At 60.1% G+C, this 13182-nt stretch carries 11 protein-coding genes; 7 read left to right on the top strand and 4 right to left on the bottom strand.

Translation table 11 applies throughout. From position 1 onward, the window contains the following. Positions 1-60: 60 nt before the first annotated feature. The 5 genes from rpsA (at position 61) to htpX (ending at position 6219) form a co-directional block, all read left to right on the top strand. Entirely contained in the window at positions 61-1755 is a 1695-nt protein-coding gene (gene rpsA, locus Q0106_RS03120) for a 30S ribosomal protein S1 (protein WP_139689151.1), read from the top strand. Positions 1756-1776: 21 nt separating this feature from the next. Beyond that, positions 1777-2085: an HU family DNA-binding protein gene (locus tag Q0106_RS03115; RefSeq protein WP_297608679.1), complete on the top strand. Its 309-nt coding sequence runs from the start codon at positions 1777-1779 to the stop codon at positions 2083-2085. Positions 2086-2477: 392 nt separating this feature from the next. Continuing rightward, the gene (locus Q0106_RS03110) at positions 2478-3671 is read left to right on the top strand and encodes a porin (protein ID WP_297608676.1); all 1194 of its coding nucleotides are present in this window, start codon (positions 2478-2480) and stop codon (positions 3669-3671) included. A 256-nt stretch (positions 3672-3927) separates the two neighbouring features. Continuing rightward, positions 3928-5097 (top strand): lipopolysaccharide assembly protein LapB, encoded by a 1170-nt coding sequence (locus Q0106_RS03105; RefSeq protein ID WP_297608674.1) that lies wholly within the window; start codon positions 3928-3930, stop codon positions 5095-5097. A gap of 216 nt (positions 5098-5313) precedes the next feature. After that, positions 5314-6219, top strand: coding sequence for a protease HtpX (gene htpX, locus Q0106_RS03100; protein ID WP_139688039.1), 906 nt, complete (start codon positions 5314-5316; stop codon positions 6217-6219). Between the two features lie 126 nt (positions 6220-6345). On the opposite strand, the gene Q0106_RS03095 is transcribed toward htpX, so the two are convergent. The 4 genes from Q0106_RS03095 to Q0106_RS03080 form a co-directional block, all read right to left on the bottom strand. Further along, on the bottom strand, positions 6346-7122 hold the full coding sequence (locus tag Q0106_RS03095; RefSeq protein ID WP_297608669.1) for a radical SAM protein: 777 nt from the start codon (positions 7120-7122) through the stop codon (positions 6346-6348). A gap of 168 nt (positions 7123-7290) precedes the next feature. Beyond that, positions 7291-8718: an MATE family efflux transporter gene (locus tag Q0106_RS03090; protein ID WP_297608666.1), complete on the bottom strand. Its 1428-nt coding sequence runs from the start codon at positions 8716-8718 to the stop codon at positions 7291-7293. A 19-nt stretch (positions 8719-8737) separates the two neighbouring features. Beyond that, positions 8738-10462 carry a hypothetical protein gene (locus tag Q0106_RS03085; protein WP_297608663.1) on the bottom strand — a complete coding sequence of 575 codons (1725 nt, stop codon included), beginning with the start codon at positions 10460-10462 and terminating at the stop codon, positions 8738-8740. A 277-nt stretch (positions 10463-10739) separates the two neighbouring features. After that, complete coding sequence (locus Q0106_RS03080) at positions 10740-11027, bottom strand: type B 50S ribosomal protein L31 (protein ID WP_139688035.1); 288 nt, start codon at positions 11025-11027, stop codon at positions 10740-10742. Between the two features lie 363 nt (positions 11028-11390). Between Q0106_RS03080 and hemC the strand changes: the two genes are divergently transcribed. Further along, positions 11391-12320, top strand: coding sequence for a hydroxymethylbilane synthase (hemC, locus tag Q0106_RS03075; RefSeq protein ID WP_297608660.1), 930 nt, complete (start codon positions 11391-11393; stop codon positions 12318-12320). Next, on the top strand, positions 12317-13114 hold the full coding sequence (locus Q0106_RS03070) for a uroporphyrinogen-III synthase (RefSeq protein WP_297608658.1): 798 nt from the start codon (positions 12317-12319) through the stop codon (positions 13112-13114). The genes hemC and Q0106_RS03070 overlap by 4 nt, the downstream gene beginning before the upstream one ends. The last annotated feature ends 68 nt before the right edge of the window (positions 13115-13182 follow it).

The following is a 13182-nucleotide window of genomic DNA, read 5'->3' as shown; positions in this document are numbered from 1 at the left end:
CCGTTCCTGCATCCAGAGATTCAGGGATGCGGCGTGCTTCCAAACATTATTTTTTCCACAATGTCCAACGAAACCAACAAGCCCGAATCCTTCGCTGAGCTCTTTGAGCAGAGCCTTGCCAGCCAGGAAATGCGTCAGGGTGAAGTCATCACCGCTGAAGTCGTCCGCGTCGACTACAACTTCGTCGTCGTCAACGCCGGCCTGAAGAGCGAAGCCTACGTGCCTATCGATGAGTTCAAGGATGACCATGGCGAAGTGACCGTCAAGCCGGGCGACTTCGTCTCCGTCGCCATTGAGTCCGTCGAAAACGGCTACGGCGATACGATCCTCTCGCGTGACAAGGCCAAGCGCCTCGCCGCCTGGATGAACCTCGAGCAGGCTCTCGAATCCGGCGAACTCGTCACCGGTACGGTCACGGGCAAGGTCAAGGGCGGCCTCACCGTCATGACCAACGGCATCCGCGCCTTCCTCCCGGGTTCGCTCGTCGACACCCGTCCGGTCAAGGACACGACGCCGTACGAAGGCAAGACCTTCGAGTTCAAGGTCATCAAGCTTGACCGCAAGCGCAACAACGTTGTCGTCTCCCGCCGCGCCGTCGTCGAAGCCAACATGGGCGAAGAACGCGCCAAGCTCCTCGAGACGCTCCAGGAAGGCGCCATCGTCAAGGGCATCGTCAAGAACATCACCGACTACGGTGCGTTCGTTGACCTCGGCGGCATCGACGGCCTCCTCCACATCACCGACCTCGCCTGGCGCCGCGTCCGCCACCCGAGCGAAGTCGTTCAGGTTGGTCAGGAAATCACCGCCAAGGTTCTCAAGTTCGACAAGGAAAAGAGCCGCGTCTCCCTCGGCCTCAAGCAGCTCGGCGAAGATCCGTGGATCGGCATCAGCCGCCGCTATCCGAAGGGCACCCGCCTCTTCGGCAAGGTCACGAACATCACCGACTACGGTGCGTTCGTTGAAGTCGAAGCCGGCATCGAAGGCCTCGTGCACGTCTCCGAAATGGATTGGACGAACAAGAACGTCGATCCGCGCAAGGTTGTTCAGCTCGGCGATGAAGTCGAAGTCATGGTTCTCGACATCGACGAAGACCGCCGCCGCATCAGCCTCGGCATGAAGCAGTGCAAGCCGAATCCCTGGGATGAGTTCGCTCAGTCCCACAAGAAGGGCGATCGCGTCAAGGGCCAGATCAAGTCGATCACGGACTTCGGCGTCTTCATCGGCCTCCCGGGCGGCATCGACGGCCTCGTTCACCTCTCCGACCTCTCCTGGAACGAGTCCGGTGAAGAAGCTGTCCGCCAGTACAAGAAGGGCGACGAAGTCGAAGCCATGGTTCTCGCCATCGACACCGATCGTGAACGCATCAGCCTCGGCATCAAGCAGCTCGGCGGCGATCCGTTCGGCACGTTCGCTTCCACACACGAGAAGGGCGCTGTCGTCAAGGGCACCGTCAAGTCGGTTGACGCCAAGGGCGCCGTGATCGACCTCGGCAACGACGTCGAAGGCTACCTCCGCGCTTCCGAGATCTCCACGGATCGCGTTGAAGACGCCACGACCGTTCTCTCCGTCGGCCAGGAAGTTGAAGCTGCCGTGATCAGCCTTGATCGCAAGAACCGCAGCATCCAGCTCTCCATCAAGGCTAAGGACGCCGCTGAAGCCCGCGTTGCGCTCGATCGCGTCAACGCTGACGCCGGCTCCGCCACGGGCACGACGAACCTTGGCGCTCTGCTCAAGGCCAAGCTCGAGCAGAAGTAATCAGAGTCAGAGGAGGCAACCATGGGTAATTCCATGACCAAATCCGAACTTCTTGCTGAGCTCTACGGACGTCTTCCGACGTTTCGCGAGCGCGACTGCATGGATTCCGCTGCCGTGATCATCAATACGATGGCCGACACGCTGGTTGAAGGCAGCCGCATCGAGATTCGCGGTTTCGGCTCCTTCGGACTGAAATATCGTCCGGAGCGCGTCGGCCGCAATCCTCAGGATGGTTCGGCAGTTGCTGTGCGCGCCCGCTACACCGTCTTCTTCAAGGCCGGCAAGGGCCTGAGGGAGCGCGTGGACAAGAGCCGCGAATCTGATGTCTGACCAAAGATGATTTTCGGGAGATCCTTCATTCACTGAATAAGGATCTCTTCGGAAAAACATCCTGAAAGCCGCATTCCTTTTCGAGGGAGTGCGGCTTTTCTCTTACGCGTCCGGGCGATGACGGACTGTTACGTCTGTTGCTTCTATCCGACAAAAATCACAACTAGGAGGTAGTTGAAAAATCGAGAAAAATTCTCATTTACCGAAATTGCCCATCGAATAGCTCCTCCGTTCTACCTATGATGAACCTCGGTTCAATCGGCGTTCCGGTCTTGTGCAAGAAGTCCGCTACGCCAGTGCTGCGAATGCCTGAGAGCATTCGTTTCACGTCCGCCGAAGCATTTCGCCATCAGAGCACTATGCCGGCGGGCTTTCAAATGGGATTTCTGAAAATGAAAAAGACTCTTGCTGCGCTCGCCGTCCTCGGCGCGTTTGCCGGCTCCGCCATGGCTGCTGATGTGACGCTTTACGGCGCCATCGACCAGGCTCTTTCCTATACCTACAGCGATGTCAAGAACTTCGATGGATCGAAGACTGTTGACGGCGACAACAAGCTCGAGATGGCTTCCGGCATTGATACGCCGAGCCGCTGGGGCATCAAGGGGGTTGAAGACCTCGGCAACGGCTACAAGGTTGGCTTCAAGCTCGAAGGCGGCATCAACACCGATGACGGCACGATGGGTCAGGATGATCGCCTCTTCGGTCGTGAAGCTGCTCTGACGGTTTACGGCCCCTTCGGTGAACTCGCTTTTGGCCGCATGGGCGGCATTGGTTCGTCGGCCGGCACCTATGACATGCTCAGCTACGTCGAATCTTTCGACGGCGGCGACAATGCTGTTTGGGGCTTTTCTTCCAGCGACCGTTATGACAACATGATCACCTATGCCACGCCGCGCGTTGCTGGCCTTCAGGGTGTCGTGCAGTATTCCTTCAAGATGGATAACGTGAACGAGGATAAGACGACGCACATTGAAGGCGAATCCACGGCTGATCGTTATCTCTCCGTTGGCGTCAGCGGCGAATATGGTCCCGCCCAGTTTGCTGTCGGCTACGAACTGACGAAGTATTCGACGACCAACCGCGTTGCTGCCGATAAGTACGAGCCTGATGATAAGAATCTCGTGTTTGTTGGTGGTAACTATGATTTCGGCGTTGCGAAGGTGTTTGCTGAAGCCCAGTATTTCTCGGGTGCACGTGACGTTTTCGGTGATCTCGGCATTGATCTGAACGATGAAGATTACGTCAAGGTTGTTCGTACGGAAAAGGGTTTTGAAGGCTATGGCCTGCACCTCGGCACGGTGGCCCCGGTTGGCGAAGGTGAACTGACGGTTGGTCTGTATTATGTTGACGCTACTCTGAAGGACTACTCGGTTGAGGGCGTTGCATGCAAGGATCTTGACGGTCAGTACTATGGCCTTGCTGCCCGTTATGGCTATCCGCTCAGCACCCGCACCAAGATCTACGTTGGCGGCGGCTATGCCGAAGCTACGGCTGACGAACTTGAAACGCGTGAAGGCGCGAAGACTGTCAGCGATTACAAAGCTAAGGTCGGTAATGTTTACCTCGGCCTTGTGCATACGTTCTAATCTCACGCTTTTGAGATTGACCTGATCTGAAGCCTCGGGTTCCCCGGGGTCAGGATCAAAAGAACGCCAACGGCGCATTTCCTATGAAGGGAAGTGCGCCGTTTTCCCATCCGGCGTTTGAAAAATGACATCCACGCAGAGAAGAACGATTCTCAAAAAGTCCGGAAACTCCGGAGCGCAGTAAAATTTCTCTCTTTGACTTCGTGCGGCGATATTCAGTGCCGTACGCTGATTAATTTCGGGGAAGCACCGCGCGATGGAATTCGACTACTGGTATCTGATCTTTGTTCCGGTTCTCTTCTTTGCCGGCTGGTGGTGCCGCGGCTGGGATCAGCGGCAGCGCGGCGAAGCGGCGAAGGTCCCGGAAGTCTGCTCGCGGGGTCTGGCGCTCCTTCTGGACGGGGCTCCCGACAAAGCCATCGACGCCTTCATTGAAGTCGTGCGCGTGGACCCGGAACTGACCGAACTCGAGCGCGTGCTCGGGAACCTCCTCAGAAGCCGCGGCGAATTCGAGCGTGCTGTGCGGCTTCACCGGCATCTCTACAACCGCGCGGATCTTCCGGACGAAGAGCGTGCGCTCGCTTTGAAGGAGCTTGCCCGCGACTTTCTCTGCGCCGGGTTCTTCGATCGTGCTGAAGCGGCGTACAGGAAGCTCGCTAGCGTACCGTCCGAGCACCTTCATGCGCTTCGCGAACTCCTGAAGATCTACGTGACGGAACACGAATGGGCGGCTGCCACGGAAACGGCCAGGCTCCTGGAAACCCAGGCCGGTGAAAATCACGCCGAGGAAATTGCCCACTTCTACTGCGAGCGCATCGATCTCGCGCTGAAGCATAAGAACCTCGAGGAAGCGCGTCTCCTTGTGACGCCCCTTCTGCGCTACCAGGATGCAACGCCCCGCGTCGACATTACGGTCGCTAAGGTGGCAATGGCGGAAGGGTCGACCCCGGAAGCGATCCGCTACTGGAAGGATGTGGTTGAGAAGAGCCCCGACTATGCGCCTCTCGTCATCGGTCACCTCGCGGACGCGCTTTCTGCGGAAGGCGATCAGGCGGGCGCCCTCGCGCTTCTCCTTGACGTGACGGAGAAGCTCGGCACTGCCGACGTCATGGAAGCAACGCTCACGCGCATCGCCGCCTGGCAGGGCGTGTCTTCGGCCGAAAAGATCGCGAGGCGCTTCCTCGAAGAGCACCCGAGCCTTTCAGCCTTCAACGCCATGATGCAGATGAAGCTCAAGGGGAATCCCGACGACGAGATGACGAAGATGATCGCCGGGCTTCTCGAACAAAACGCCCGCCGGTGGTCGCGCTACCAGTGCAGAAAGTGCGGGTTCCTGGCTTCGAGCTTCTCCTGGCATTGCCTCGGCTGCGGCGCCTGGGACAGTTTCTCCCCGCGGCGCATTGAGGACAAGAAGCGCGCGGTCTAAAAACTCGAAGAATCTCCCGCGCATTTGTTACAAAAGGGGAGAAAGCCGGTTAAGGGAATTCCTTCTCCCCATCCGTAAAATCACCATTAACGCATCCGCACGCCAAATACTGGATGCCTGCGGCGCCGACCCCAAGAATGCTAAGAAGCGGCGCTCGTCATCTCTCACAAAAGCATTTGTGTCTCCAGAGGACGCTAAGGAAAGGAATAGAAAGCCATGTTCAAACGCATCGGCCTTTTAATACTCGCTAATCTCGCCATCTTCATCATGCTCTCCGTGATTCTCACGGTGATCCAGATGGTGTTCGGCATCAATTTCGGGACGATGAGCGGGAAGTCGCTCAATCTCGGAACGCTCTTCGTCTTTGCGATGGTGGTGGGCTTCTCGGGCTCGATCATCTCGCTCCTGATGTCCAAGACGATGGCGAAGATGTCGATGGGCCTGCAGATGATCGACGTGAACAACCCTCAGACCCCGGTTGAGCGCTATCTCGTCGACGTTGTCCGCAGCGAAGCCCAGAAGGCAGGGCTCCCCATGCCTGAAGTCGGCATCTACGACGGCGAACCCAACGCTTTTGCCACGGGCGCCTCGCGCTCGAGCTCGTTGGTCGCCGTTTCGACGGGCCTTCTCAACCTCATGAACCGTGAAGAGGTTGAGGCTGTGCTCGCGCATGAACTTTCGCACGTGAAGAACGGCGACATGGTCACGATGACGCTCCTTCAGGGCGTGATGAACACCTTCGTCGTCTTCCTCTCGCGCATCATCGGATGGGTCGTCGACCGCCAGATCCTTCGCAACGAAGACGATGCGCCGGGCGTCGGCTACTACGTCACCTCGCTTGTGCTCGACATCTGCCTCGGCTTCCTCGCCTCGATGGTTGTCGCCGCCTTCAGCCGCTACCGCGAATTCCACGCGGATGCGGGCGCCGCGGACATCATGGGCTCCACCACGCCGATGATCAATGCGCTCCAGCGCTTGGGCGGCATTGCCCCCAATGAGCTTCCGGGCAACGTCAAGGGCTTCGGCATCTCGGGCGGCATCGGTTCGCTCTTCGCGAGCCACCCCTCGATCGAAGACCGCGTTGCGGCGCTTCGTGAGCACCGCTATACGAACGCGCAGTAATGCGCTGCTCTTCCTGACGCTTCGATAACGCGTCAGGGCCAACAAAAAGGCTTCCTGCGGATCAGATTCCGGGGAAGCCTTTTTTTGCATTCGGACTTTTGAATTTTTCGGGGAATGCGCGAGCGGTCAGTAGCTCACCGTGCACTCGAGCCCGGCTTCGCGAAGCCTTGCGGCAATGCGGTCGAGCTCTTCATGGGTTGCCTTCTCGAGGCTCTTGTCCGGCGTCTCGCGGTCGATCGTGTAGATGGTGACGAGCTTCGGACGGATCGCCTTCACGGCAGCGAGCCACGGTCCCACGAAGCGCTCCGACGTATTGTCGACGGACTTCCCTTCCCAGGACCCCTTCATGAACATGGTTTGGATCATGCAGTCGCCCTTAAAGGCCTTCATCTTTTCAACGAGGCGCTCAAGATCGTAGCGGCCCTGCGGGCGGTTGACGAACTCGATGTATTCGAGGTTCACGGTGTCGAGCTTGAGGAGCGCATTGTCGACCCTCTGGAGGGCGGCAAAGACTTCGGGCTTGAGGATATGGAAGGCGTTCGTGAGAACGCTGATTTTGGCCTTGGGCGCAAAGCGGTCGCGAAGCTTGATCACGTCGTCCACGATCTGCGCGAATTCCGGGTGACCCGTGGGCTCTCCGTTTCCGGCAAAGGTAATTGCATCGGGCTTCTGGCCGGCCGCGGCCATTTCAGCAAGCTTTCCCTCGAGTTCCGAGCGCACGAGCGCACGCGAAGGCATCTTGAGATGCGGCCGGTGTGAGCCGTTGAGGCCGCATTCGCAGTAAATGCAGTCGAAGGAACAGATCTTGCCGTCCGCAGGAAGAAGATTGATGCCGAGCGAAATGCCGAGGCGCCGGGAATGCACGGGGCCGAAGATGGGGCTGGGGAAAAGAATCGTGGACATGAATTGCCCTTGAAGTTTCAGGCAGTGCTGCTGCCAAAAAGAGGATGCCCCAACATAACACAAGGGGATCCTTCCGGATGACGGGTGCTTGATCCTGAGACAAAAGGAAACGGATCTCCCCGGCAAGGGAAGATCCGTTTGAAAGAGAATTCTGAAGGTGATGAAGCCTCAGGGCTGAGGCTTATGGGATTCTGCTTGAAGAATGGCAGCCTTCACTTCATCGGGACTGTGGGAGTCGTCCTTCGCAAACTGACGGCCCACCCAGAGCGCCATGATGGTGAGGCTGATGCCGGTGAGGAAGAGCCCGGTCGCCGTTGCTCCCCAGAAGCCGAAGACGCCGTAGGGGCCGCCTGCCCATTCGCCATGGAAGGCGAACTGGTAGCCGAGTCCCAGACCCACGCCCCAGAGCATGACGCCGTAAATGATCATGGGCGCCACCGTCACGCGGTAGCCGCGAAGGGCAAAAGCGGAAACGGACTGCATCGCGTCGAAGACGTAGTAGAAGCACCCGAAAAGAATGAGCGACATTGCGAGCCCGTGCACCTCCGCTTCACTGGTATAGAGCCAGAGGATGACGCTCCTGAAGAGAAAGAGAAGCACGGACATCACAACGGCAATCGTTACCATGAGCTTCAGGGTGCGCTTCAGGCACTCATAGGCAACTGAAGGCCACCGGGCGCCGAGCGACTGGGCGATGAGGACCGAGGTGGCGATGCCGAGCGAGAGCGGCACCATGTAGCACATGGAAGTGAGGTTCGCGACGATCTGGTGCGCAGACATGATGTCGGGACCAAGGCGCGAGACGAAGATCGCCATCAGGGTGAAGCTCGAAACCTCAAAGAAGGTGCAGAGCCCCATCGGGACGCCGATCTTGAGGAGGTTCCAGAGGCGCTTCCACTCGGGACGCACGAAGCCCGGGGCGTGCATCTTCTTATAAAACTTGTCCTTATTCCAGATCACCCAGTAGGCGATGAGGGAGAGATAAGTAAGGATGAAGAACGAGATGCCGGCGCCGCCGCCCCCGAGCGCGGGGAGGCCGAAGAGCCCGTACATGAAGACCGCGTTGAGGGGGGCCTTGAGGGCGAGCATGGCTAGCGACACCCACATCGTGACGCGCGGGCGCGAAACGGCGGCATTGACCGCAATGAAGGTTCGCGCCGCCATGGAACCGGGAAGCGCAAGCGCTGTCCAGAACATGTACTGGGTTGCCATCCGGGCGACCTCGCCCTTGGCGCCGCCGAGCTCCATCCAGAAGTCGGTCGCCATCAGAATGGGGACGCCGACGAGAGAGAAGCCGAGCACGAGCCACATAGCCTGACCGAGGTCGATGCCGATTTCGGTCATCTTGCGGGCGCCGTAGTGGTGGCCGGCAACGGGCGAAAGACCCTGGAGAATGCCCACAAGGCCCATGAGAACGGAAATGGTCGCAGCGATGCCGAGCGCAATGGCGGCAAGGTGCTCGGCACCGAGCTGCCCGCCCATGATCGTGTCGATCGTGCCGCTGCCGATGATGGCGACGTTGGCGACGAAGATCGGTCCGGCGAGACGCAGGAGCGCTTTGAACGAAATGTCGGGAGGAAGAAGATTCTGCGGCATGACGCTTTAAAAACGAGAATTAGCGGTTGCGTCCGGGGACGAGAGTGAAGGCTTCATCGGTATGGGGGCGCGAAATGGGAGCCGTGAGCGCTTCCCTGGGGACGTCGCTTCCGCGGTATCGCACGAGTCTCAGCCTTGCGCCTTCGCCCGCCGGGGCAAAGCGGATGCCGCCATGGAGCGTGAAAACCGTGCGGATGCCGGGAGAGAGAAGACTCCCTTCAATGAGGGGAGACTCCTCGCCCGCATCGCCCGTGAGGCGCTTCGCTTCAGAAGCAATCTGAAGCGCCGGAGCCCTGTAGGAGCGGGCAATGTCGATTGCCGGGTGCCAGAGTCCGAGGAAGGTGATGGCGGTAGCGGTCATGCCGGCAGCGGAGAGCCAGGGACCGCGCCAGACGACGATCGGACGGTGCGTGAGGCGCCAGGCGACAAAGACCACCCAGATCACGCAGGCGGCAAAGCCCGTGAGCGCGCCCCAGCCGAAGGTCGGTTCAAACCCGGGTGAGAGCATTTCAATGGAATGCGCCATCTTGGGAGGGAACCCGAGCATCGAGGCAAGCCAGTAGAGCCAGAGCGCGATGAGCGTTACCGAGAAGACCGAAATGGCAAACCAGTCGAGGAGATTTTCCCTCGACTGCCTGAGGGTAATGAGCCCGAAGGCGGCGAGCGTCATGAGGCCCGGCACGGAAATGAGGAGAAGGAGTTCCGCCGCGCCTTCTTCCGTGAAGAGCCCCGCGCCCGCAGCGGTCAGAACCAGTGCGGCAGGAATCAGAATCTGCGAGCGGTCGAGCTGCCGGCGCCAGCTGTAGAGCGCCCAGAGCGCGAGAGGCCATGCGGGGCAGAGGAACCAGACGCTTGTCCTGAGGAGCCATAGCACGGTGTGCGAGGACGCGAGATCAAAGAATTCCGCCTGATGGGTTGCCCACTTTTCAAACCAGACCGCGGCCGCTTCCGGATAGAGGAGAAAAGCCGCACCCGCCCAGAGGACGACGGGAAGCGCTGTGCCGGCAAGCGCAGAGAGAATGCGCCGGTCGCGGCTTCCCGGGAACGTGCGGGCGAATGCATGAACGATGATTGTTGCGCAGAGAAGCCACAAGCCGGCAGTAACGGCCGAGGTGATGGCGGCGAAGCCGCAGGCGAGTCCCGAAAGGAAGGCGCCCGCAAAGGGGCGCTTCAGCGTCATCGCAATGCCGAAGAAGTTGAGCGCTGCGAAGGAAAGAAGCGCCGTTCCCGCAATGGGTTCATGCTGGCGGGCAACGATGCCGAAGGTTGCAACGAAAAGAAGAACGGCGCAGTCCGCAACCGCGCGCCCGTAGTTTCTCGGCTCCGCCTGTCCGCCGAACGCGAAGGCGACGGGCTGAGCTTCATTGCGTCTTGCGAGCCGGTAGGCGCCGTACCAGAGAGAAGCGGTCGTGAGCGCAAACCAGAAGAGGCTCGCGAGCCGGTAGGCCCCGATTTCGCCCGCGAGGCTGGAAAAGAGTGCGGTAAAGAGAGCGGCAACCCAGCCGCTCACGGGGCCCTCCGATACCGGCATCCCGGAAACTTCCGGGAGAAGCCAGGCTGGGAGCCCCTCGGAAAGCATCGACCGGGAGATGCCGAAAGTTTCCGCATCGCGCAGCGTCCAGAGATCCTGCGACCAGAGGCCCGAAAGAATGAATGCGCCGAGGAGCAGAAAGAGCGCGAAGCGCGGCAGTCTGCGGGCGGCCTCCTGCGATAGAAAGGCGGGTGTTGGACGCTGAGTGAGCATGCGGAAAGTTCCTTTTTCAGGAGTTCCCCGGCGGCAGGGAATGCTTCCCTTCTCCGGGTATCCTCGACTGCAGAGCTGCGGCAGCGAAGCCGAACTTTGCGGATGGCAGGCTTCTGTTAACGCAAAGAAAAGGAGAGCCCAACAATGTGGATCTCTCCTTTTCTTTGCGTCCGCAGTAAGGCTTTTCTGAGAAAGCCTTCTGCGGATTCATCCTGCGGGAAGCGCCTGAGGCGGAGCCTTTTCGAAGGAAGGCTCCTGCCAGGGGGCGTCGGCCGAATTACTTGGCGGACTTGGCGGCTTCGGCAGCGGTGTTGAGCGCCTGCTTCTTGGCGGCGAACTTCGCGCGGAACTTCTCGACGCGGCCCGCTTCGACGATGCGGGTCTGGGCGCCCGTGTAGAACGGGTGCGAGGCGGACGACGTATCGAGCTTGAAGAGCGGGTAGGTCACGCCGTCGATCACCGTGGTTTCACGCGTCTGAACGGACGACGGGATGATGAACGTCTTGTTGATCGAGAGGTCGATGAAAGCGACGGGACGGTACTCGGGATGAATATTCGGCTTCATTTTGAAGAATTTTCCTAGTTTTTTGTTGTCGGTCGCCCTGGCGGCCTTGCGCGTCCGCCTCCAATCCTGGGGAGGTCTTACAACGGGCATGCCGGCCCACGTGCCAACTGGGAAGACCGGCAATTATCCCTAAAGCGCCGAAAGAGTGCAAGCGAAGAAGTCGAGGATTCTTTGGAAAGCGGCCGAACCTCTCCTGAAAGCCCGGCGAGCGCGGATATCCTTAAGGACGAAAAAAAGGGCGCAAACTAGAATGGAACTTCGTTTGAAAGATTTTCAGAGCGCTTTCTCCGGAGATGATCAGCAATCATGGCTTCCCGGAGGAACCGCTTCCCGCACACTTCTTTAAGAGTTCACGAAAGCATCATGTCCCAGTTTGACCGCTGCGTCATCGCCACCCGCGAAAGTCCCCTTGCCATGTGGCAGGCTCTTCATGTTCAGGCGCTTCTGCGCGACCGCTATCCGGGTGCGTCGGTGGAGCTCCTCGGCATGACGACCCGCGGCGACCAGATTCTCGACCGCACGCTCTCCAAGGTGGGCGGCAAGGGTCTCTTCGTGAAGGAGCTTGAGGTTGCCATGCAGAATGGCGAAGCCGACCTCGCGGTGCATTCCCTGAAGGACGTGCCGATGGAGCTCCCCGAAGGCTTTGAGCTCGTCGCCGTCTCCGAACGCGAGGACCCGAGGGATGCCTTCGTCTCCCCGAAATACGCTTCGCTCGACGAAATGCCCGAAGGCGCGCGCGTCGGCACGGCAAGCCTGCGCCGCGAGCTGATGCTGCGCATGCGCTATCCGCACCTCAAGGTTCTGCCGGTGCGCGGCAACGTGGGCACGCGCCTTCGCAAGCTCGATGAAGGCGAATACGACGCCCTCGTGATGGCGAGCGCCGGCCTGAAGCGCCTCGGGCTCTCTGAGCGCATCCGTCAGATCATCCCGGCCGAAGTGAGCCTTCCCTCGCCCGGTCAGGGCGCGCTCGGGCTTGAAATCCGTGCGGGCGACAAGAAGATGGAAGAAGCGCTTTCCTTCATCAACAGCCCCGAAACCCGCGCCTGCTGCTTTGCCGAACGCGCCGTGTCGCGCGCCCTCGGCGGCTCCTGCCAGGTTCCGCTCGCCGCCTACGCCGTTGTTGAAAACGGAGAGCTGTGGCTGCGCGCGCTCGTCGGCAACCATCACATCGGCGAAGCGGTCTTCTCCGAAGCCCGCGGTCCTCTTTCTGATCCGGAAGCGCTTGCCGCGAAGGTCGTCGCCGACCTCCGCCGCCAGGGCGCCGAGGAATATCTCAAGGCCTGCCTGCAATGATTCTTTCGAATGCGCATGATGCGGCTCAGAGCCGTCCCGTCATTCTGATGCGGCCTGGCGAAGCCAACAATCGCCTGGCTGATCAGCTCGAAGCCCTGTCGGACAACGTATGGCGCTGGCCTGCCTTCAGGATTGAGCTCCCGCAGGAAACCGATCTCATCACGGAGCGGCTCTCGAACCTCGACGATGTTGAGATGGTGGTTCTTCCGAGTCCGGCAGCGGTGACGGCAGTCGCGCACTGGGTGCGGGAGTGGCCCGAGCACATCACGCTCGCAACCGTGGGCGAAGGAACGGCCCGCGTCATCCGCGCCGCCTGGGGCGACAAGGTGAAGCTCATCTACCCCGAGGGCGATGCGGAGCATTCGGGGTCCGAAGCGCTCTGGCCCATCGTGCAGGCGCACGGCGCTCCGTCGCGCGTCCTGTTCCTTCGCGGCCAGACGGGACGCGAGTGGCTCCCCGAGCAGTTCAGAAGCATCGGGAGCGACGTCGTCGTCCTCTGCGCCTATGTGCGCATGCCGCTCGAACTCGATGCGCAGGAATTCCGTCGTCTGCAGCTCGCCGTAGCGGGACCTTCGCCCGTGGTCTACATCACGAGCACCGACGCGGTCGACGTTCTCATGCATGCCGTGCGCCCTGTTGCGGGCGCGCGCGACTGGATCACGTCGGGCGTTGCGGTGGCGATTCATCCGAGAATCGAGAATCGCCTGAGAGAGGCGGGCTTCTCTCAGATTGAGCTCACCTCAACCGATGACGAAACAGTGAAGGCGCATATTCTGAAGCACCTCGGACATTGATTCCGGGGCCGCGCCCGAAGCAAAGGAAAACGCCGCTTTTCCCGGTAAAAACCGGAAGAGAAGCGGCG

Origin of the sequence: uncultured Sutterella sp., from assembly GCF_937923675.1 — a bacterium.
Classification (GTDB): Bacteria; Pseudomonadota; Gammaproteobacteria; order Burkholderiales; family Burkholderiaceae_F; genus Sutterella.
Note: the sequence above shows the minus strand (reverse complement) of the source record. Positions and strands in the feature narration are given on the sequence as shown.